Here is a 20,858-nt window from a genome sequence, read left to right as displayed (position 1 = left end):
AGCTCGGCGCGCATATCGCAATACCGCATCGCGACTTCTCTTTGCACCACCCTTTAGACGGACGCCATGAACGTTTATCTCCTGCAGATCGTCAACGGCATCGGAGTGGGAATGTTGTATTTCCTGCTCGCGGTCGGTTTGTCGATCGTGTTCGGTTTGCTGCGCTTCGTGAATTTCGCGCACGGCGCGTTCTATCTGCTCGGCGCGTACTTCTGCTATCAGGCGATGCAATGGTCCATGAGTTTCTGGACCGCGCTTATAGTCGTACCGGTCGTCGTGGGCGCGCTTGCGTGGGTCGTCGAGAAGCTGATTCTGCGGCACGTCTACGCGCAGCAGCATGAGTTTCATATTCTCGTGACCGTCGGTCTCGCGCTCGTCGTGCAGGAGTGCGCGATCCTGATGTGGGGACCGCTCGGCGATAACGTGGCCGTGCCCGACGTGCTGAACGGCGTGGTGATCTGGGGCAGCTTCGTGTATCCCAAGTACCGTCTCTTCGTGATCGGCTTCACGGCGATACTGGCCGCGCTCTTGTGGTGGGTGCTGGAAGGTACGCGGCTCGGCAGTGCGGTGCGTGCGGGCAGCGAATCGACGGAGATGGTCTCGCTGCTCGGCATCAACGTGCTGCGTGTCTTCAGCCTCGTGTTCGCGCTCGGCGCCGCAACGGCCGCGCTGGCGGGCGTGCTTGCCGCGCCGATTCGCGGCGTCGATCCTTTCATGGGTATCGAAGCGCTCAGCGTCGCATTCGTCGTGGTGGTGGTTGGCGGAATGGGTAATTTTCTGGGTGCGCTGGTGGGTGGATTGCTGGTGGGAATCGTCCAAAGCGTGATGAGCACCTTATGGCCGGAAGGCGCGCGATTGATGATTTACGTCGCGATGGCCGCTGTGCTATTGCTGCGACCGAACGGTCTGCTCGGGAGGGCGGCATGATCGATACCCCCAAACCCATCGGGCAGAGCGCCGTTTCCTCGAAGACGCCAGCGGGCCTGAAGCACTCACTGCACCGTTATCGCTTCCTGTTGCTGGCGCTATTGGTCGTATGCATTTTGCCGCTCACGTTACGCTCCGGATCGCTTGCTACCGAAGTACTGGTGTTCGCACTCGCCGCGCTCGGCTGCAATCTACTACTCGGCCACACAGGGTTGCTCTCGTTCGGACAAGGCATTTTCTTCGGGCTCGGCAGCTATTGCGCGGGACTAGTCCTTACTAAAACAGGGCTGCCGGTTCCCATGGCCTTGCTTGCGTCGGCGGTGATCGGCGCGGCGGCCGCAGCGCTGGTCGGCTGGTTTTCGATTCGCCAGCGCGGCACCTACTTCGTCATGTTGACGCTCGCATTCGGCCAACTGTTCTACTTCCTCGCCTACACCACGCCCGATCTGACCGGCGGCGACAACGGCTTGCTCGACATCCCACGCCCGGCGTTGGGACTGTTCGGCAAAGCGATCGTGCCGTTGACCTCGCCGTGGCAATACTACGGTTTCGTCGCGGTATTGTTCCTCGTGGTGTTCTGGCTGTTGATGCGTGTATCGCACTCGGTGTTCGGCCGTACGCTGCTGGCGATTCGCGACAACGAAGCACGCGCGGCAGCGGTCGGTTACGACGTCAAGCGCTTCAAGCTGATGGCATTCGTGATCTCCGGCGCGGTCACGGGTCTCGCGGGCGCGCTGCATGCGCTGATGACCGGCATCGCTCCGCTCTCCAACATCGACTATCACACGAGCGAAATGATCCTCGTGATGACGGTGATCGGCGGCACCGGCAATCTGTTCGCCTCCGTATTGGGCGCTGCGTTCTACGTGCTGTTCGCTGACTGGCTCTCGACGTTGTGGCCGCGCTGGCTCTTGCTGCTCGGCATCGTGCTGATGGCAGTCAGCCTGTACATGCAGCGCGGTCTGTGGGGATTGGGCGAACGCATCTGGCAATCGCTGCGCCGTAAATCATCCGCTGATGCAGGCAACGACGCAGACAAGGAGTCCGTATGAGCGAAGCCATTCTGCAAGCGAGCGGCGTGGTGAAGCGCTACGGCAAATTCACAGCGCTCTCCGACGTCACCTTGAACATCATGCCGCGCACGGTGCATTCCGTGATCGGACCGAACGGCGCGGGCAAAACCACGCTCTTTCACGTGTTGACCGGCACGCTGCCTATTTCCGAAGGCAAGATCGTTTTCGACGGTCACGATGTCACGCGCGAGCCGGATTATAAGCGCGTACGACGCGGCGTCGCCCGTTCATTTCAGGTAACGAGCCTGTTCGCCAATCTGAGCGTGCGAGAAAATCTACGGCTTGCCGCGCAAGGTGTCGACGCAGTGCGCGCGTTGAATGCGTGGACGCCGCCGCACGGTGCGCTCACGCATGCGGACATTGTCGACAGCGTGCTCGAGCGGCTCGCGTTGCAGCGTTTCAGCGACATATCGGCGGGCGCGCTTTCGCATGGTCAGCAGCGGCGGCTCGAAGTCGGCATGGCGCTCGCCGCGCGGCCCAAGGCGATCTTTCTCGACGAGCCGACCTCGGGCATGGGTATCGACGACCTCGACGACATGAAGCAGTTGATTCGCGGCCTGCGCGACGATTACACGGTTGTGCTGATCGAACACAACATGGGCATCGTGATGGACATTTCCGACACGATCACCGTCATGCAGCAAGGGCGTGTGCTGGTGGAAGGCCGCCCCGACGACATTCGCGGCGACGAGCGCGTACGCAGCGCCTATCTCGGCAACATGATCACCGGAGGCCGCGCATGATTCTCGATGTGCAGCAGATTCACGGCTTCTACGGCAAAAGCCACATTCTGCAAGGCGTATCCCTGCAGATCGACGATGGTGAAACGGTCACGCTCTTGGGCCGCAACGGCGCCGGCAAATCGACCACGCTGAAAGCGATTGCGGGCGTCGTCGCGCCGCAGCGCGGCACGGTCACGTTCAGCGGCGCCAAAGTCAGCGGCATGCCGCCGCACAGGATCGCGTCACGTGGTGTCTGCTTCGTGCCCGAGCATCGCGGCATCTTTCGTCTGCTTACCGTCGAAGAAAACTTGCGGCTCGGCGCGCGCAAAGATTCGCCGTGGCAACTCGACGATATCTACCGCATTTTTCCGCGCTTGAAAGAGCGGCGCACGAACGGAGGCGCGCAACTCTCCGGCGGCGAACAGCAGATGCTTGCGATCGGCCGCGCGCTCATGAATCACCCGCGCTTGCTGATGCTCGATGAACCCGTCGAAGGCCTCGCGCCGGTGATCGTCGAAGAAATCGTCGCGCAACTCAAGCTGATCCGCGAAGCGGGCGTGGCGATTCTGCTGGTCGAGCAGAATCTCGAGGTGTGCACGCAACTCGCGGATCGCCACTACATCATCGAGCAGGGCGTAATCGTCTATTCGGGCGACAACGCGTCGTTTGCCGCGGACGACTCGATCAAGGACCGTTATCTCGGCGTCGGCGTGGTCTGACGCGCATTCTGTCTTCAATACGAGGAAGCATCGATGCAAGTTCATGAATCAACAACCGTCGCGACGTTCGCAGATCTGCGAGTCGACGGCGCGAGGCTCTGGGACAGTCTCATGCAACTCGCGCGGATCGGCGCCACCGAGAAAGGCGGTGTGTGCCGGCTCGCACTCACAGAGTTGGACCGCGAGGCACGCGACCTCTTTATCGCGTGGACGAAGGAGATCGGCTGCAGCGTGCGGGTGGACGCAATCGGCAACATCTTCGCGCGCCGCGCGGGTTTGCGTGACGACCTGCCACCGGTGATGACCGGCAGCCACATCGACACGCAACCTACAGGCGGCAAGTTCGACGGCAATTACGGCGTGCTCGCGGGACTGGAAGTGCTGCGCACGCTCAATGATGCCAATGTGCGGACACTCGCACCGCTCGAAGTCGCGGTATGGACCAACGAGGAAGGTTCGCGCTTCGTACCGGTGATGATGGGCTCCGGCGTGTTCGCCGGTGCGTTTACTCTGGAGCACGCGCTCGAACAACACGATCGAGAAGGCATCACGGTAGGCGACGCGCTGTCGCAGATCGGCTACGCCGGCGAGATCACAAAACCACATGCGGTAGGCGCCTATTTTGAAGCGCATATCGAACAAGGTCCGGTGCTGGAAGCACACGACAAAACAATCGGCGTGGTGCAGGGCGCGCTCGGTCAACGCTGGTATGACGTGACGGTGCACGGCATGGAAGCGCACGCCGGCCCGACGCCGATGGAGTTGCGCCGCGACGCGCTGCTCGTCGCGGCCGATCTGATTCACGCCGTCAACCGCATCGCGCTCGATCACGCGCCTCACGGTCGCGGCACAGTCGGCTGGCTCGACGTGCATCCCAACTCACGCAATGTGATTCCAGGCCGCATAACACTCACCGTCGATTTGCGCGCCGCCGACGACGCCACGCTCACGGCAATGGACAACGCGTTGCGCGCCGCATGCTCGGTAGCGCGCGAGAAAACCGGTATCACGGTGGATGTCGAACAAGTGGTGTATTTTCCGCCGCAACCGTTTGCCGCCGAATTAGTCGAAGCCGTGAAGCAGGGCGCGGACGCACTCGGATTTTCGTCGATGGACGTGATCAGCGGCGCCGGCCACGACGCCGTCTATCTCGCGCGAGTCGCGCCTGCGGCGATGATCTTCGTGCCATGCAAAGACGGCATCAGCCACAACGAAATCGAAGATGCGCGCTCGGATCATCTCGAAGCCGGTTGCAACGTGCTGTTGCAGGCCATGCTGAACGCCGCGCAGAACGCGGGGAGCGCGGACGCATGAAGATCCTCATCGCGCGGATGAATCACGAGACCAACACGTTTTCGCCGGTGGCCACGCCGTTGGCGGCATTCGGCCGTCACGGGCCGAGCTATGGCGAAGACGCGTTCAACGACAACAAAGGCATGCAAACGGCGATGGCCGCGTTCATCGACGCTGCCGAGCGTGAGCATGCCGACATCGTGACGCCCGTGTCGGCGTCGGCGAATCCGAGCGGGCCGGTCGAGGCCGCTGCTTACGACGCGATCTGCGAGGCGATCGTGTCGGCCGCCGTGGGTTGCGACGCCGTCATGCTCGATCTGCACGGCGCGATGGTCGCCGAGAATTCGAACGATGGCGAAGGCGACTTGCTCGAACGCGTGCGCGCGTTGCTGCCGGATGCGCCGATCGCCGTCGCGCTCGACTTGCACGGTAACGTCACGCAAAAGATGATCGACAACACCGACGTGATCGTCAGCTTCAAGACCTATCCGCACGTCGATATGTACGAGACCGGCGTGCACGCGGCGCGTCTGATGTTCGACCTGATTCACGGCAAGGCGAAGCCTGTGATCGCGTGGCGCCAGCCGCCGCTGCTCACGCATACGCTGCGCAGCGCGACTGCCGAAGGCGCGATGAAGCGCGCCGTCGACGCCGCGCGCGCGGCCGAGGCCGACGGCATGCTCGCGGTGTCGGTGCTGTCTGGCTTCTCGCTTGCCGATATCGAGGCGCCCTGCATCAGCGTCGTGGTGGTGGGCAATGGCGAGCGCGCTCACGCCGAAGCGGTCGCGGAGCGCATCGCGCGGCAGATCTGGAACGAGCGCGAAGACTTCGTCTATCGCAGTGCGCCGCTCGCTGAATCCGTCGCGCAAGCCGCGGCGCTCGCAGTGGACGCCGACAAGCCCGTGCTGCTGCTCGATCACGGCGACAACTGCATGTCGGGCGGCACCTGCGACACGATGGATCTGCTCGAGGAAGCGTTGAAGCAGAAGCTCGACGGCATCGTGAGTGGACCATTGTGCGATCCGCAAGCGGTCGCCGCGTTGATGTCGTCGGGCGTCGGCAGCACGGTGACGGTGACCATCGGCAACAAGGTGGCGAGCGACGCGCTCAAGCCGCGTCCGCCGCTCGCCGTGACCGGCGTGGTGCGCGCGTTGACCGACGGCGAGTACGTGATCAGCGGGCCGACCTACACCGGGCAGCGCGCTTTCATGGGCCGCGCCGCGGTCCTCGACACGGGCACCGTCAAGCTCGTGATGACCGAGCGCACGCACGAACCGTGGGACCTCGGCGTGTTCGAGAGTGTCGGCATCGATCCGCGTCGCGCGCGTTTCCTGTTGCTGAAGTCGCGCATGTACTGCCGCCCGGTGTTCGTGCCGATTGCGGCGGCGCTGGTCGAATGCGATAGCCGTGGCGTGACGAGTTCGGATTACGGCCTGTTCGCTTTCAAGCAGGTGAGGCGGCCGGTTTATCCGCTGGATACGCAAACCGAGTGGGCATCAACGAGTTGAGTCGACAGAAGTGCCGTCAGGGGCTTGTGCTGAGCGTGCGGGTTCTCTATAATTCGCGCCTCTAAAGGCTCGTAGCTCAGTTGGTTAGAGCACCACCTTGACATGGTGGGGGTCGTTGGTTCGAATCCAATCGAGCCTACCAACGCATCCGTGACGTAGACGAAAGCGGCTTCGCTTTCGTCTACTGTCAGGTTCCCGTATCACCTCGGCGCACTGCTCAGCGTGCCGCTCTGTCCCGCCGGTTTATCCTCTCCTAATTACCTTGAGTTAGACGTAGCACCGCTCGTGCGCGCGCCAGATCACGTGGATCCTGCCGCGCATGCGGTAGCGCTGTGGCTGGCTGCGATTCGCGAGGCGGCGTAGGCGAGTCGCAGCGCGCGGTCACGGACGCAGCAGATCGAACCCTGCCAGCGTCACAACGCCGCTCACCACGATCAGCGCCACCGAATGCTGTCCGAAGTAGAGCAGGCCGGCCGCCGACCAGCACGTGAAGGCAAATGCCGCAATACGTTTCATGGTTTAGAACCCCAAAGCTACCGCCAACAATCCGCTGATCACGCCGCACACCACGACGGCCAGCGCCACGACCGTCAGCACGCGCCGCGGAAACGAGCGTCCGAGCATCGCCATGGACGGCACGCTGATCAGCGGCAACGTCATCAGCAAGGCGCCAGCCGGGCCGGCCGCCATGCCGAACGAGAGCATGGCCTGGATGATCGGCACTTCGCCCGCGGTCGGAATCACGAACAGCGTGCCGGCGACGGCCAGCGCAATGATCCAGAGCAGGCTGTTGTCGATCTCAGGTCCGACATGCGGAAACAGCCACGTGCGTGCCGCGCCGAGAATCAGCACCAGCACGACGTATTCGGGAACGAGCCGCAGCGTCATCGTGCCGAGGATTTTCACCCAGCGTGCGAAGGCGGTGCCGGGCACATCGACGGCGACCAGCTGCGCCATCGCTTCGCGCGACGCTTCGGCTTCCTTCGGCGTCACCATGCGGTTCACCAGGTACCCGAGGCCGAACACCATCACGATGCCCAGGGCGAGGCGCAGACCCATCCACTGCCAGCCGAGCACGAAGCCCATGAAGATCAGCGTAGCCGGATTCAAGGCGGTATTGCCGAGCCAGAAGGCGATCGCCGCGCCCGGCGCCGCCTGACGCGCACGCAAGCCCGCCACTACCGGCGCGGCGCAGCATGTACACATCATGCCTGGCAACGACATCAGGCCGCCCTTCACGACGCTGCTGAAATCGGTCCGGCCGAGCACGCGCGCGACCCATTGCGGCGGAATCAGCGCCTGTACCGCCGAACCGAGCAGCAGCCCGAGCACCATGGCTTGCCAGATCGCTTTGCCGTAGGCGAGGGCGTAGTCAAGGGCAGATTGCCACGACGCCGCCGGCGCGCTCGCCGATGTGCCCATCAGAATCGACTTGCCGATCGAGTGCTGACTCGCCGCTACGAACGCGCGGTTGTAGTACGGAAACCACTTCACGTAAAAGAGGCCGACCACGGCGATCAGCAGAAAGACGATCCAGCCTAGCGCGACTCGTGGTTGTCGAAGGGTTGATTGCATAGGGGTCTTGAACGTTGGTTTTAATCAGGTGACAGCGAGTGCGCTGCTGTCGAGCTTTGCAAGCAGTGCTTTCGCCTGATCGATGACATCGGCGTCGTTAGGCCGGAAATTCCATTGCAATGCGCGCGCCAACTGGACGAAATGCTGATGGCTGCTGCGCGCGTACGCCGGATCGTAGTGACGCCCGATCAACTCGCGCGCGAGTTCGGCGCGCCGGTTGTCGTCGACGAGTTGCTGCCAACCCGTCACACGTTCCCGGCTATGTAAACCGATCATTCGTTGCAACTGTCCCTTGAGTGACTCGGGATCGTCGAACAGATGGGCATAGTCGTGCAGCAGGAAGGCCGCGCGATCTTCGGGGCTCGAGATCACCTCGACGCAGCGGCTCTGATGAACCGTGTCGAGCAGGGCAAGCGGCAGCGCGATAGAACCGATGCGCCGGCTTTCCGCTTCCACGAACACCGGCCGTGCCGGGTCGAACGTGCGCAGCGCGCTCACGAGCAGCGTATCGAAACGCTTCTGCGACGGCTGCGGCACGCCGGCCCAGGCGCCGAGCAACGAGCCGCGATGCGCCGCCAGCGCTTCGAGGTCCAGCGTCTGCGCGCCCGCGGTGTTCAGGGCCGCAAGCAGGCGCGTCTTGCCGCTGCCCGTCGGGCCAACCAGCGCGACGTAGGAGAATTTTTTCGGCAACGTGACGAGCGTGTCGAGCGTGGCGCGCCGATAGGCTTTGTAGCCGCCTTCGAGTTGGCGTGCCTGCCAGCCGATCATATTGAACAGCGTGGTCACCGAGCCCGAGCGCTTGCCGCCGCGCCAGCAATAGACCAGCGGCCGCCAGTTGCGCGGCCGGTCGGCGAACGTGGTCTCCAGATGGTGCGCAATATTGCGCGCGACCAGCGCCGCGCCGATCCGCGTGGCTTCGAACGGCGATACCTGCTTGTAAGTCGTGCCGACCAGCACGCGCTCTTCGTTGCTCAGCACGGGCGCGTTGAGCGCGCCCGGCATATGGTCTTCCGCAAACTCGAGAGGCGTGCGCACATCGATGATTTCGTCGAAATCACCGGCTTGTTCGAGGCTGACGAGTAGGTTTTTCAAGGCGTTGGGGTACAAAGGGTCGGCTGCGGCGGGGTGCAATTATCGCACGCGTCGTCCATACGGCCGCGTCGTTCCGCCTGCCGCTCGCGGCTCAGATAACCTCGACGCGTCCTTCTCCGTTGACCATTTCGCCGATCACGCATGCTTCGCCGAACCCATCGGCGCTGAACAGGGCGAGCACTTCGTCGACGGCTTGCGGTGCACACGAGACCAGCAGACCGCCCGAGGTTTGCGGGTCGGTGAGCAGTGTGCGTGCGGTCTCGGAAAATGAGGATCGCAAATCGATGTTTTTGCCGTATGCGTCCCAGTTGCGCCCCGAAGCGCCTGTAAAAATGCCGGCTTCCGCAAGACTCACCACTTCAGGCAACCACGGCAGATCCGCGTAGCGCAAGCGAGCGGTGAGGTTTGAGCCGCGCGCCAATTCCAATGTGTGGCCGAGCAGCCCGAAACCGGTGATATCCGTGAGCGCGTGCACGCCGGCGAGTTTGGACAGGTCCGCGCCCGGCCGGTTGAGCTTGGTCGTCGCGCCGATCATGGCGGCGTAGCCGGCGGCGTCGAGGCGGTCCTTCTTCAGGGCTGCCGAGAGAATACCCACGCCCAGCGGCTTGCCAAGGATCAGCACATCGCCGGCTTGCGCGCCCGCGTTGCGTTTGACGCGCTTCGGGTCGACCACGCCGATGGCGACGAGGCCGTAGATCGGCTCGACCGAATCGATCGAATGGCCGCCGGCGAGCGGGATGCCGGCTTCTGCGCATACCGATTCGCCGCCCTTCAGCACGGCAGCGATCACGTCGTGCGGCAACACGTTGATCGGCATGCCGACGATGGCCAGCGCCATGATCGGCTTGCCGCCCATGGCATAGACGTCGGACAGCGCATTGGTCGCGGCGATGCGGCCGAAGTCGAACGGATCGTCGACGATCGGCATGAAGAAATCGGTGGTCGCGACGATCGCCTGTTCGTCGTTGAGTTTGTAGACGGCGGCGTCGTCGGCCGTGTCGTTGCCGACCAGCAGGTTGGGAAAGAACGGCAGCGGCGCGCTGCGCTTGAGCAGGTCGGCGAGCAGGCCGGGCGCGATCTTGCAGCCGCAACCGCCGCCGTGCGACAGACTGGTGAGACGGGGCGACGCGCTTGCGTGGCTGGGAGTATGGGTCATTGTGGCAGGCATTTCAGACGACGAATGACCGACATTATGATGGTTGTTCGGGCAACGCGCAGGGACGGCGGTCGTCGAAGCGATCCGGCCAGAGCGCGCAACACATTGTCGATTCTTCTGAAGGTACCTCTAAATGCGCGGCGGTCTCATCATGCGCCCGCCGCGGGAGAGCGGGCGGCAAAGATGCGGCCATCTCACACGTTATTTGTTGCTGCCTGCGCCGGTGCCGTAGAGCCCGTTATCGAAGCCGCCCGCGCCTTGGGGCTTGTGACCCTGCCCGGCCGTCTTGCCGCGCGTGTTCGCCGAGCCGCCATCTTTCGTCTGTGGCTTATGCGATTCATGAACTGCCGAGGCCGACGAATCCGGCGCCGAACCCATTGAAGAAGTCCGGCTCTCCTGCTGCGACGAGCCGCTGCCTTGCGTGATCTGGGCAACGCTGTGCGAACTCAGTACGAGCATCGCACCACCCAGCGCAAGCGACACAAGGCCGACCGACGCGCGCCATTTCACTGTGCCGTAAATAGTGCGTGCGGGAGAAGATGTGAAAAGCGGAGCGGTCATATATGTGCCAAAGGTCAGGAGTAAGCGTGGAGGCGTCTGCCTCCTGTCAGCAATAACGGTGCCTCAGCTGTTGAAACCGGCTGTGGCAATTCATATTCAGTTGCACTGTAGATGGCGTAACTCCTCGCTGCAGGATTTCATACCGCTCTCTATAATCAATATTGGTGTCCCCATAAAGAGCCGAGGCCATTCGATGACCCATATGTCCCGGCGACAATTTCTGAAGGTCTCCGCCACCACGCTAGCCGGATCGAGCCTTGCCCTTATGGGCTTCTCACCCGCGCCCGCGTTAGCGGAGGTTCGTCAGTACAAGTTGTCGCGCACAACCGAAACCCGCAATACCTGCCCGTACTGTTCGGTAGGCTGCGGCATCCTGATGTACGGACTCGGCGACAACGCCAAGAATGCAAAGTCCAGCATCATCCATATCGAGGGCGATCCCGATCATCCGGTCAATCGCGGCACGCTGTGCCCGAAAGGCGCGAGCCTGATCGACTTCATTCATAGCGAAAGCCGTCTGAAGTATCCGGAGTATCGCGCGCCCGGCTCGAATGAATGGAAACGCATTTCATGGGAAGACGCGCTCGACCGCATTGCGAAATTGATGAAGGAAGATCGCGATGCCAACTTTGTCGAGACAACGGCGGACGGCAAGAAGGTCAACCGCTGGCTGACCACCGGCGTGCTCGCGGCATCGGCCGGCAGCAATGAAGTAGGTTATTTGACGCACAAGACTGTCCGCAGTCTTGGCATGCTCGCATTCGACAATCAGGCGCGTGTCTGACATGGCCCGACGGTGGCAGGTCTTGCCCCGACGTTTGGCCGTGGAGCGATGACGAACCATTGGGTCGACATCAAGAACGCGGACGTGATTCTGGTGATGGGCGGCAATGCGGCCGAGGCGCACCCGTGCGGTTTCAAATGGGTCACTGAAGCCAAGGCGCATCGCAAGGCGAGGTTGATCGTGGTCGATCCGCGCTTTACGCGCACGGCATCGGTTGCGGACTATTACGCGCAGATTCGGACCGGCTCGGACATTGTGTTCCTCGGCGGGGTGATCAACTATCTGCTCACCAACGACAAAATCCAGCACGAGTATGTAAAGAACTACACGGACATGCCGTTCATCGTCCGTGAGGATTTCTCGTTTACCGACGGTCTCTATTCCGGCTACGACGCCGACAAGCGCAAGTACGACCAGAGTTCGTGGGACTACGAACGCGGCGACGACGGCTTTGCCAAAGTCGATCCGACCTTGCAGCACCCGCGCTGCGTCTATCAGTTGATGAAGAAGCACTACTCGCGCTACACGCCCGAACAGGTCGAGAGCACGTGCGGCACGCCCAAGGAAAAATTCCTTAAGGTGTGCGAGATGCTCGCATCGACGGCTGTTCCGGGGCGCGCCGGTACGATCCTGTACGCGCTCGGCTGGACGCATCACTCGATCGGCGCGCAGATCATCCGCGCGGGTGCGATGGTGCAGTTGCTGCTGGGCAATATCGGCATTGCGGGCGGCGGCATGAATGCGCTGCGCGGTCACTCGAACATTCAGGGTTTGACCGACCTCGGTCTGATGTCGAACCTGTTGCCGGGTTACATGACGCTGCCGCTGGAAGCCGAGCAGGACTTCGACGCCTTCATCGCGAAACGGGCGAGCCAGCCGCTACGGCCGAATCAGTTGAGCTACTGGCGCAACTATCGCGCGTTCCATGTCAGTTTCATGAAGTCATGGTGGGGCGACAACGCGACAGCCGAGAACAACTTCGGTTTCGACTATCTGCCCAAGCTCGATAAGTCGTACGACATGCTGCAGGTCTTCGAGCTGATGAATCAAGGCAAGATGAACGGCTACATCGCGCAGGGCTTCAACCCGCTTGCCGCGGCGCCGAACAAGGCGAAGATCGGCGCGGGTCTGGCCAAACTGAAGTGGCTCGTCGTCATGGATCCGCTCGCTACGGAAACGTCGGAGTTCTGGAAGAATTTCGGCGAATTCAACGACGTGGATCCTACTGCGATCCAGACCGAAGTGTTCCGTTTGCCGACCACCTGTTTCGCGGAAGAACGCGGCTCGCTGGTCAGTTCCAGCCGTGTGCTGCAGTGGCACTGGCAGGGCGCGGTCGGCCCCGGGGAAGCCAAGAGCGACCTCGAGATCATGTCGGGGCTATGGCTGCGCATTCGCGAGGCTTACCGGGAGGACGGCGGCAAGTATCCCGATCCGATTCTCAAGATGAGCTGGCCGTATGCCGACCCGGAAAGTCCGACGCCCGAAGAGATCGCCATGGAGTTCAACGGCAAGGCGCTCACCGACGTCACCGACACGACCGACAAAACCAAGGTGCTCGCCAAACAGGGCGAGCAGTTGTCCAGCTTCGCGCAGTTGCGCGACGACGGCAGCACCGCGAGCGGCTGCTGGATCTTCTGCGGCGCATGGACCCAGGCGGGCAACCAGATGGGCCGCCGCGACAACTCCGACCCGACCGGTATCGGCAATACGCTGAACTGGGCGTGGGCCTGGCCGGCGAACCGGCGGATTCTGTACAACCGTGCTTCGTGCGACGTCAGCGGCAAGCCGTTCGATCCGACCCGCAAGCTGATCGCATGGAACGGCAAGGCGTGGACAGGAGCGGACATTGCCGACTTCAAGGCCGACGAACCGCCCGAAAACGGCATGAATCCGTTCATCATGAACGCGGAAGGCGTGGCGCGTTTCTTCTCGCGCGATGGTCTGGTGGAAGGGCCGTTCCCGGAGCACTACGAACCGTTTGAAACGCCGCTTGGCTACAACCCGCTGCATCCGAACAACAAGGCGGCCGTCAACAGTCCGGCGGCACGCGTGTTCCCCGCTGACCACGCCGCGTTCGGCACGCACGAGAACTTCCCGCATACGGCGACCACGTATCGTTTGACGGAGCATTTCCACTACTGGACCAAGCACGCGCATCTGAACGCGATCGTGCAGCCGCAGCAGTTCGTGGAGATCGGCGAGGATCTGGCGAAAGAAGTGGGCGTGGTGGCCGGCGATCGCATCAAGGTGTCGTCCAATCGCGGGCATATCATCGCCGTGGCACTCGTCACCAAGCGGATCAAACCGCTGATGATCGAAGGGAAGAAAATCCAGACTGTCGGATTGCCGTTGCATTGGGGCTTCAAGGGACTCGCGAAGCCGGGCTATCTCGTCAACACGCTGACGCCTTCCGTGGGCGATGGGAATTCGCAAACACCGGAATTCAAATCGTTCCTCGTCAAGGTCGAAAAGGCATAGGGAGAAGAGATGGCACTGCAATCACTGGACATCAGACGCCTCTCGGCCACGACCTTGCCTGAACCACAAGTGCGTGAGCCGGTTACGGGCACGGTCGCCAAGCTCATCGACGTGTCGAAGTGCATCGGCTGCAAGGCGTGTCAGACCGCCTGCATGGAATGGAACGATCTGCGCGACGAAATCGGCACGACAACCGGCATCTACGACAACCCACGCGATCTGAGCGAGCATTCGTGGACCGTCATGCGGTTCTCGGAGTATGAGAACACCGAGGGTGATCTCGAGTGGCTGATCCGCAAGGACGGCTGCATGCATTGCGAGGATCCGGGTTGCCTGAAGGCTTGTCCGTCGCCGGGCGCGATCGTGCAGTACACCAACGGCATTGTGGATTTCCACGAGGAAAACTGCATTGGCTGCGGCTATTGCATCACCGGTTGCCCGTTCAACGTACCGCGCATTTCGAAGCAGGACCACCGCGCGTACAAGTGCACGCTGTGTTCGGATCGCGTGGCGGTCGGCCAGGAACCGGCTTGCGTGAAGACCTGCCCGACCGGCGCGATCATGTTCGGCACCAAGGAGGACATGAAGCAGCAGGCCTCGGACCGGATTGAAGATCTGAAGGAACGTGGCTTCCAGAATGCCGGTTTGTACGATCCGGCCGGCGTGGGCGGCACGCATGTGATGTACGTGCTGCATCATGCCGACAAGCCCACTCTGTATCACGGGTTGCCGCAGAATCCGAAGATCAGCGTGATGGTGGCGCTATGGAAAGGTTTGGCAAAACCGCTGGCGCTTGCAGGTATCGCGTTCGCGGCCATAGCCGGGTTCTTCCACTACACGCGCGTCGGTCCGAACGAAGTGTCGGAAGCCGATGAAGCCGAAGCCCAGCACGAAGCCGATGAAGTACGCCGTTCGCGGGAGGCGCCCAATGAAGCACCCTGAGCATACCGATCTGAAGGATGTGAGAGGCAACAGCCTGATCGTGCGCTACACGCCGAATGAGCGCACGAATCACTGGATCACTGCGATCACGTTCGTTCTTTTGGCGCTGTCCGGTCTTGCCATGTTTCATCCCGCCATGTCATGGCTCTACGCGATCTTCGGCGGCGGGCAATGGACACGGATTCTGCATCCGTTCGTCGGCTGCGTGATGTTCCTGTCGTTTCTGATTCTTGCGTTGCGCTTCTGGCATCACAATTATCTCGACAAAGCCGACCTTCAGTGGATGAGGCAGATCGACGACGTGCTCAACAATCGTGAGGAAAAACTCCCCGCGATCGGTAAGTACAACGCCGGTCAAAAGCTGCTATTTTTCACCATGGTGATCTGCCTGCTGCTGTTGCTGGCGAGCGGTATCGTGATCTGGCGGCGCTATTTCTCGATCTACTTTCCAATCGAAATCATCCGCCTTGCGGCGCTCGTGCATGCCGCGGCGGCGTTCGTGCTGATCGTCGGGATCGTGGTGCATATTTATGCGGCGTTGTGGATCAAGGGGTCGATAGGCGCCATGACGCGCGGCACAGTGACCTACGGCTGGGCGCGAAAGCATCATCCGAACTGGTTCAAGGAAGTCATCCGTAAATAGCGGGCCATGCATAGTCAGTAGAGGCAGTGCGGCTGCCGGCGTGCTGCACCCGAGCCGCCGCTCCCGTTCAATGAACGGCGGCGGCTCTTCAGTTTTTAAAGGTCGATACCGTGGTTCAACGTATTCTCGAAGCCGGCGATATCGAATCGCTCGATCATTCCGCGATTCCGCGCCTTCGCATGCCGGAACGGCTCGCGGTGTTTGCCGCGCGCGCCGCGCGGCTGCGCCAGCTTGCGGCGCTCGACAATCCGATCGCCGGCTATTTGCGCCTGATGGCCGTGCTCGCCGACGCGCAGCAGGCCGTGATCGCCAGTTTCAAGGCAGCGCCGCCGAGCGCCGAGTTGATCGCGAGTGCGCAGCAGCATTCCATGCCGCTGATTCCTGCGTTTTCCGGCGTGCGTGATCCGGCGTGGCGCGACGTGCTGCGCCGGTTGCTCGACAAGGTGGCAGCCGCGGGCCCGCTCACGCCGCCCCTCGAAGCGCTGATCGACCGCCTGCGCACACTCGACACCGACGCGCTCGAATTCCAGGCCGACGCCATCTTCGCGCAGCGCTTCGAAGAAATCGATCCGGCGAGCGCACCGTTCATCGTGGCCGCGCTGCAAGTGGTGTGGACCGACCTCGCCGCCGACATCGACAAGCGCGAGGTGCCGTACATCGAGACGCTCGGCCTGTGTCCCGTGTGCGGATCGCATCCGGTGGCGAGCATCGTGCGCGTGGGCGGCGCCCATGACAATTACCGCTACCTGCAATGCGGCCTGTGCTCGACCGAGTGGCACATGGTTCGCGCGAAATGCTCGAACTGCGATTCGACCAAGGGCATCGCTTATCACACAGTCGGCTCGCCGGATGCCGGCGAAGCCGCGCGCGAAGCCGAATCGAAGAACGCCGCGTTGAAAGCGGAGTCGTGCGACGAATGCCATACTTACCGGAAGATCGGCATTCAGTCGAAGGACTACGATTTCGAACCGTTCGCGGACGATCTCGCCAGTCTCACGCTGGATTTGCTGATGGGGGCGGAAGGTTACCGGCGGGCGTCGCCGCATCCGTGGCTGTGGCCCGAACAGGGCGTCAACGCGGATGAGTCGTCCGGCGAGTCCGACTAGCAGCGAATGAATGCGACTAGAAAAGGGATTGGCTCGTGAGCGATGTAAGCGGCTCTGAATTGCGGGCGCTGATGGCGCGCGTGCCGTCGGTGGAAAAGGTAATGGCGTCGGCCGAATTTGCGGCGTTGATTGTCGAATACGGCCGCACGCAGGTGTTGGGCGCGGTGCGCGAGGCGCTCGACACCTGGCGCGCCGGCGCGCAATCAGGCGATGCGTCCGTGAGCGCGCTCGACGTCGCGCAACTGAAGAGTTCAGTCGAAGCCGCACTGCGCCAGCGCAACGAGTCGCGCTTGCGCAGCGTTTTCAATCTGACCGGCACGGTATTGCATACCAATCTCGGCCGTGCATTGCTGCCCGACGAGGCGGTTCAGGCCGTCATGAAAGCGCTCACGCAACCCGCCAACCTCGAGTTCGATCTTGGCACCGGCAAGCGCGGCGATCGCGACGATTTGATCGACGACCTCATCTGCGAATTGACCGGTGCCGAAGCGGCCACCGTGGTCAACAACAACGCGGCCGCGGTGCTGCTCACGCTGTCGGCGTTGGCGTCGAAGAAGGAAGTCATCGTGTCGCGCGGCGAGCTGGTTGAAATCGGCGGCGCGTTTCGCATTCCCGACATCATGAGCCGCGCGGGCGCGAAACTCCGCGAAGTCGGCACGACGAACCGCACCCATCTGAAGGACTACGAGGAAGCCATCGGCCCGCAAACCGCGCTGCTGATGAAAGTCCACGCGAGCAACTATGCAATCAGCGGCTTCACCAAAGAGGTCGCTCTGGATGAAATCGCGCCGCTCGCCCACACGCGCGGCCTCGCGGTTGCCGTGGATCTCGGCAGCGGTACGCTGGTCGATCTCAGCCAATGGGGCCTGCCGCGCGAGACGACAGTGCGCGAAACCGTCGAAGCCGGTGCGGATATCGTCACCTTCAGCGGCGACAAGTTGCTCGGCGGTCCGCAAGCCGGTTTGATTGTCGGGCGACGCGATCTGATCGCGAAGATCAAGAAGCATCCGCTTAAACGCGCGTTGCGCGTCGGCAAACTGACGCTCGCGGCGTTGGAGCCTGTTTTGCAGCTTTATCGTGCGCCGGAGCGGCTCACGCAGCGGCTCACCACGTTGCGCTTATTGACCCGTGCCGCCGGTGACATCCGGCTCGCCGCGGAGCGCGTGCAGCCCGCGTTGCAGCATGCATTCGGCGAACGCTATGCGGTGACGGCGGAGCCGATGTTCAGCCAGATTGGCAGCGGCGCGTTGCCGGTCGACGTACTGCCGAGTTACGGACTGGTCGTCAAAACAGTGGACGGTAAGCGCGGTGGCCGTCAATTGCTCGCGCTCGAAAAGAGGCTGCGCGAGATGGCGCGGCCCGTGATCGGCCGTATCGCAGACGACGCGTTGCGCCTCGATCTGCGCTGTCTCGAAGCCGCCGATGAAGCGGAACTGATCGAGCAATTGAAAGGCGTGCGCGCATGATCGTCGGTACGGCGGGGCACATCGACCACGGTAAGACGAGCCTGGTGAAGGCGCTGTCGGGTATCGATACGGATCGTCTTAAGGAAGAAAAGGCGCGCGGCATTTCGATTGAACTGGGCTACGCGTACGTACCGTTGGAGAACGGTGACGTACTCGGTTTGATCGATGTGCCCGGTCACGAAAAGCTCGTGCATACGATGACCGCGGGCGCGAGCGGCATCGACTTCGCGCTGCTGGTGATCGCCGCCGACGACGGTGTGATGCCGCAAACGCGCGAGCATCTGGCGATTGTCGAACTGCTCGGGATCCGGCAAGGCGCCGTCGCGCTGACCAAGGTGGATCGCGTCGACGCGCAGCGTCTGCGCGAAGTGCATGACGAAGTGCGGGCGTTTCTGAGCGGCAGCGTGCTGCAGGACGCGCCTGTGTTCGATACTTGCGCGGTGCGGTCCGGCGATCCCGGCGTCGCCGCGTTGAAGGCGCATCTGCACTCGGCGGCCGCGGCATGGCGAATGAAGCGCGACGACGGCCTGTTCCGTCTCGCGGTCGATCGAGTATTCACGCTCACGGGCCAAGGCACGATCGTGACCGGCACTGTGGTGTCGGGTCGCGTGGCGGTGGGCGATACGCTGCTGCTCGCGCCGAAGAATCAACCTGTGCGTGTGCGCAGCATTCATGCGCAGAATCGTCCGGCGCAGAGCGGACGCGCTGGCGAGCGCTGTGCATTGAACCTGGCGGGTATCGAGAAGAGCGCGATCGATCGTGGCGACTGGATCGTCGATCCGCAGCTCTCGCAGGCGTCGGAGCGGATCGACGTCATGCTGACGCTGCTCGCCGATGCACCGCAGGCGTTGGAGCATTGGGCGCCGCTGCATGTGCATCTGGGCACGCAGCATCAGGTTGCGCACGTCGCGTTGCTCGATGGCGAAACACTCGGCGCCGGTCAGCGTGCCCGCGTTCAGCTCGTGTTCGAGCGGCCGGTTTGCGCGCTGCCCGGCGATCGCTTCGTGGTACGTAACGCGCAGGCCAATCGCACGATTGGCGGCGGCCATGTGCTCGATCCGTTCGCGCCGTCGCGCAAGCGTCGTTCGGCCGAGCGGCTGGCGTGGCTCGACGCGCTTCAGATCATGCTCGACACCGGCACGCTCGACGCCGTCATCGCGAGAGCACCGCATGGCTTGCCGCGCTCGCTGCTGGAACGTTTGACGGGCATGCCGGCGGCCGCGCTCGCATTGCCGGCCGATACGCGGGTCGTGGCACTGCCAGGCGAGGACGCATTGCTAATTGCCGATGCGCTTTGGCAAGCGCTCAATACGCGCTTGACGACTACGCTCGCGCAGTACCACGAACGCTCGCCGGACGACCTGGGCCCGGATATCTCGCGCTTGCGGCGCATCGCGGCGCCGCTGGTGGACGACGCGCTGTGGCGCGCGCTTGTCGACGATGCGGCGACGCGTGGCGAGATCGTCAAACGCGGGCCCTGGCTGCATCTGCCGGGTCATACGGTAACGCTCGACGAAGCGGATCGCGCACTCGCGGCGACGTTGCTGCCGGCGGTGAGAGCAGGGCGTTTCGACCCGCCCTGGGTACGCGATCTGGCCGATGCGAACGGCGTGCCGGAGGAGCGCGTGCGGCAATTGATGCGTAAACTCGCGCGGCGGGGCGAGCTGTTTCAGGTCGTGCGCGACCTCTTTTATCACCCCGAGATGATTCGGGAACTGGCTTCGATTGCGGCAGCCGAGGGGCAAAAGAATGCCGGCACGGTTGCGGCCGCACCGTTTCGCGACGCCACCGGACTGGGCCGCAAACGCGCGATCCAGCTTTTGGAGTTCTTCGACCGGGTTGGGTATACTCGCTTCCACCGTGGGCTGCATCTGCTGCGCACGGATACTCGCTGGCTCGATCTGCTCTGAGCATCGGCAACGTGTAGTTCGATCACCGCAGGAAGGCATTCGCGTCCGGTGGCGCGGCTGGGCTTCAAACTCAGTTGAGGGCGTCAGACGCTCTCAGGTCGGTTCGACTCCGGCTGCTTTCCGCCAATCGAAGAGGGGCGGTGATACCCGATTCTTTGTGAAAGGTAAAAGTTGTGGCCGTTGCTTGTCGGCGGGGTCACAAAGTCGATCATTCCATTCTGCCTGTTGCTTATTCGAAGCTGTGTGTGAGCGCGGGCGTCAATCAACGGGCCACATCATCGCGGAACTCGTGATGGATGCGATCAATGACCGCACGAGTTGCACGCATCGGCTCGTGCAGTCGAGTTTGGTGCCCGGTCACCCGGATGGGCCGCCTGTCTGAGCGCGCGCTAACTCGGCCAGAGTTCCGCCGATTCCAGCGCGGAAGCATGAACGACGCCTTCGTTCTTTGGAAGTTTCCCTCGCAAGCGAAATACAGTGCGATAAGCGGATTCGACGTCATGTCAAAGCAGGACTGGCAGTTCGCACTGGCGTCGGATCGTCGATGACGCGACGCTTATCCGGCTGCTGGGCCCGTTGGCCACGCGGTTTGTCGGGGTGGTAGAAAGTTACCGGACATCCCGCTCTGAAGAAATATTCGCCGAGGTGAAGCGAAGGGGGCTAAACGGATGGGTGGCGCTGGATGATCATCCGAGTGTCAACGCTGCTCAGGCCCGAGACCTACGTTTCATCGCATGTGAGCCCACCATGGGGTAAGCTCGGTTGACGTACAACGGACTCTGAGCGCGAGGCTGGCCATCCTGTCGGTCGATGGGTTGGATCTGTTACGCGTTTAACGCTGATTGAACAAGCCCATGCAGCTGCATTGGACCCGGGCGCGATCCGGTCGAGCTTCATTGCCCT

The 20,858-nt window shown here is 62.5% G+C and carries 17 protein-coding genes and 2 tRNA genes; 14 read left to right on the top strand and 5 right to left on the bottom strand.

Features of this window, described 5'->3' with window-relative positions; translation table 11 throughout:
• The first annotated feature begins 66 nt into the window (after window positions 1–66).
• The 7 genes from B0G81_RS00695 (at window position 67) to B0G81_RS00665 (ending at window position 6,384) form a co-directional block, all read left to right on the top strand.
• On the top strand, window positions 67–927 hold the full coding sequence (locus B0G81_RS00695; RefSeq protein WP_134132499.1) for a branched-chain amino acid ABC transporter permease: 861 nt from the start codon (window positions 67–69) through the stop codon (window positions 925–927).
• Complete coding sequence (locus B0G81_RS00690) at window positions 924–1,979, top strand: branched-chain amino acid ABC transporter permease (RefSeq protein ID WP_134132494.1); 1,056 nt, start codon at window positions 924–926, stop codon at window positions 1,977–1,979. The genes B0G81_RS00695 and B0G81_RS00690 overlap by 4 nt, the downstream gene beginning before the upstream one ends.
• A complete protein-coding gene (locus tag B0G81_RS00685; protein ID WP_134132490.1) occupies window positions 1,976–2,743 on the top strand; it encodes an ABC transporter ATP-binding protein in 768 nt (255 codons plus the stop codon). The genes B0G81_RS00690 and B0G81_RS00685 overlap by 4 nt, the downstream gene beginning before the upstream one ends.
• Window positions 2,740–3,441 carry an ABC transporter ATP-binding protein gene (locus B0G81_RS00680; protein ID WP_134132485.1) on the top strand — a complete coding sequence of 234 codons (702 nt, stop codon included), beginning with the start codon at window positions 2,740–2,742 and terminating at the stop codon, window positions 3,439–3,441. The genes B0G81_RS00685 and B0G81_RS00680 overlap by 4 nt, the downstream gene beginning before the upstream one ends.
• A gap of 33 nt (window positions 3,442–3,474) precedes the next feature.
• Window positions 3,475–4,755 (top strand): Zn-dependent hydrolase, encoded by a 1,281-nt coding sequence (locus B0G81_RS00675; RefSeq protein WP_134132481.1) that lies wholly within the window; start codon window positions 3,475–3,477, stop codon window positions 4,753–4,755.
• Entirely contained in the window at window positions 4,752–6,242 is a 1,491-nt protein-coding gene (locus tag B0G81_RS00670; RefSeq protein ID WP_134132476.1) for a M81 family metallopeptidase, read from the top strand. The genes B0G81_RS00675 and B0G81_RS00670 overlap by 4 nt, the downstream gene beginning before the upstream one ends.
• A 65-nt stretch (window positions 6,243–6,307) precedes the next feature.
• Window positions 6,308–6,384 (top strand) — tRNA-Val (locus B0G81_RS00665).
• 239 nt (window positions 6,385–6,623) lie between these two features.
• Here B0G81_RS00665 and B0G81_RS45305 read toward each other — a convergent pair.
• From B0G81_RS45305 to B0G81_RS00645, 5 genes are all read right to left on the bottom strand, one after another.
• Complete coding sequence (locus B0G81_RS45305; RefSeq protein WP_279590458.1) at window positions 6,624–6,758, bottom strand: hypothetical protein; 135 nt, start codon at window positions 6,756–6,758, stop codon at window positions 6,624–6,626.
• Between the two features lie 3 nt (window positions 6,759–6,761).
• Window positions 6,762–7,817, bottom strand: coding sequence for a permease (locus B0G81_RS00660; RefSeq protein WP_134132473.1), 1,056 nt, complete (start codon window positions 7,815–7,817; stop codon window positions 6,762–6,764).
• 24 nt (window positions 7,818–7,841) lie between these two features.
• Window positions 7,842–8,909: a tRNA 2-selenouridine(34) synthase MnmH gene (gene mnmH / locus B0G81_RS00655; protein ID WP_134132470.1), complete on the bottom strand. Its 1,068-nt coding sequence runs from the start codon at window positions 8,907–8,909 to the stop codon at window positions 7,842–7,844.
• A gap of 91 nt (window positions 8,910–9,000) precedes the next feature.
• Entirely contained in the window at window positions 9,001–10,065 is a 1,065-nt protein-coding gene (selD, locus tag B0G81_RS00650) for a selenide, water dikinase SelD (RefSeq protein WP_134132466.1), read from the bottom strand.
• 201 nt (window positions 10,066–10,266) lie between these two features.
• Window positions 10,267–10,626 (bottom strand): beta-xylosidase, encoded by a 360-nt coding sequence (locus B0G81_RS00645; RefSeq protein WP_134132463.1) that lies wholly within the window; start codon window positions 10,624–10,626, stop codon window positions 10,267–10,269.
• A 193-nt stretch (window positions 10,627–10,819) separates the two neighbouring features.
• Between B0G81_RS00645 and fdnG the strand changes: the two genes are divergently transcribed.
• The 7 genes from fdnG to B0G81_RS43435 all read left to right on the top strand — a co-directional run bounded on the left by fdnG (window position 10,820) and on the right by B0G81_RS43435 (window position 20,081).
• Window positions 10,820–13,888, top strand: a complete 3,069-nt coding sequence (gene fdnG / locus B0G81_RS00635; RefSeq protein WP_166678912.1) for a formate dehydrogenase-N subunit alpha — start codon at window positions 10,820–10,822, stop codon at window positions 13,886–13,888.
• Between the two features lie 9 nt (window positions 13,889–13,897).
• Window positions 13,898–14,830, top strand: a complete 933-nt coding sequence (gene fdxH, locus B0G81_RS00630; RefSeq protein ID WP_134132456.1) for a formate dehydrogenase subunit beta — start codon at window positions 13,898–13,900, stop codon at window positions 14,828–14,830.
• Window positions 14,817–15,473: a formate dehydrogenase subunit gamma gene (locus tag B0G81_RS00625; RefSeq protein ID WP_134132453.1), complete on the top strand. Its 657-nt coding sequence runs from the start codon at window positions 14,817–14,819 to the stop codon at window positions 15,471–15,473. The genes fdxH and B0G81_RS00625 overlap by 14 nt, the downstream gene beginning before the upstream one ends.
• Window positions 15,474–15,583: 110 nt before the next feature.
• The gene (gene fdhE / locus B0G81_RS00620; RefSeq protein WP_134132449.1) at window positions 15,584–16,579 is read left to right on the top strand and encodes a formate dehydrogenase accessory protein FdhE; all 996 of its coding nucleotides are present in this window, start codon (window positions 15,584–15,586) and stop codon (window positions 16,577–16,579) included.
• 35 nt (window positions 16,580–16,614) lie between these two features.
• Window positions 16,615–18,045: an L-seryl-tRNA(Sec) selenium transferase gene (gene selA / locus B0G81_RS00615; RefSeq protein ID WP_134132447.1), complete on the top strand. Its 1,431-nt coding sequence runs from the start codon at window positions 16,615–16,617 to the stop codon at window positions 18,043–18,045.
• Window positions 18,042–19,955 carry a selenocysteine-specific translation elongation factor gene (gene selB, locus B0G81_RS00610; protein ID WP_134132442.1) on the top strand — a complete coding sequence of 638 codons (1,914 nt, stop codon included), beginning with the start codon at window positions 18,042–18,044 and terminating at the stop codon, window positions 19,953–19,955. The genes selA and selB overlap by 4 nt, the downstream gene beginning before the upstream one ends.
• Window positions 19,956–19,985: 30 nt before the next feature.
• Window positions 19,986–20,081, top strand: a tRNA-Sec gene (locus tag B0G81_RS43435).
• The last annotated feature ends 777 nt before the right edge of the window (window positions 20,082–20,858 follow it).

The organism is Paraburkholderia sp. BL6665CI2N2, from assembly GCF_004366535.1.
Classification (GTDB): Bacteria; Pseudomonadota; Gammaproteobacteria; order Burkholderiales; family Burkholderiaceae; genus Paraburkholderia.
Note: the sequence above shows the minus strand (reverse complement) of the source record. Positions and strands in the feature narration are given on the sequence as shown.

What these genes read in the sequence shown, in the direction of transcription:
- selD (WP_134132466.1), bottom strand. Translation starts at nt 10,065, where the DNA reads ATGACCCATACTCCCAGCCACGCAAGCGCGTCGCCCCGTCTCACCAGT.
- fdxH (WP_134132456.1), top strand. Translation starts at nt 13,898, where the DNA reads ATGGCACTGCAATCACTGGACATCAGACGCCTCTCGGCCACGACCTTG.
- B0G81_RS00685 (WP_134132490.1), top strand. Translation starts at nt 1,976, where the DNA reads ATGAGCGAAGCCATTCTGCAAGCGAGCGGCGTGGTGAAGCGCTACGGC.
- B0G81_RS00695 (WP_134132499.1), top strand. Translation starts at nt 67, where the DNA reads ATGAACGTTTATCTCCTGCAGATCGTCAACGGCATCGGAGTGGGAATG.
- B0G81_RS45305 (WP_279590458.1), bottom strand. Translation starts at nt 6,758, where the DNA reads ATGAAACGTATTGCGGCATTTGCCTTCACGTGCTGGTCGGCGGCCGGC.
- B0G81_RS00690 (WP_134132494.1), top strand. Translation starts at nt 924, where the DNA reads ATGATCGATACCCCCAAACCCATCGGGCAGAGCGCCGTTTCCTCGAAG.
- selB (WP_134132442.1), top strand. Translation starts at nt 18,042, where the DNA reads ATGATCGTCGGTACGGCGGGGCACATCGACCACGGTAAGACGAGCCTG.
- B0G81_RS00660 (WP_134132473.1), bottom strand. Translation starts at nt 7,817, where the DNA reads ATGCAATCAACCCTTCGACAACCACGAGTCGCGCTAGGCTGGATCGTC.
- B0G81_RS00675 (WP_134132481.1), top strand. Translation starts at nt 3,475, where the DNA reads ATGCAAGTTCATGAATCAACAACCGTCGCGACGTTCGCAGATCTGCGA.
- B0G81_RS00625 (WP_134132453.1), top strand. Translation starts at nt 14,817, where the DNA reads ATGAAGCACCCTGAGCATACCGATCTGAAGGATGTGAGAGGCAACAGC.
- B0G81_RS00670 (WP_134132476.1), top strand. Translation starts at nt 4,752, where the DNA reads ATGAAGATCCTCATCGCGCGGATGAATCACGAGACCAACACGTTTTCG.
- B0G81_RS00680 (WP_134132485.1), top strand. Translation starts at nt 2,740, where the DNA reads ATGATTCTCGATGTGCAGCAGATTCACGGCTTCTACGGCAAAAGCCAC.
- B0G81_RS00645 (WP_134132463.1), bottom strand. Translation starts at nt 10,626, where the DNA reads ATGACCGCTCCGCTTTTCACATCTTCTCCCGCACGCACTATTTACGGC.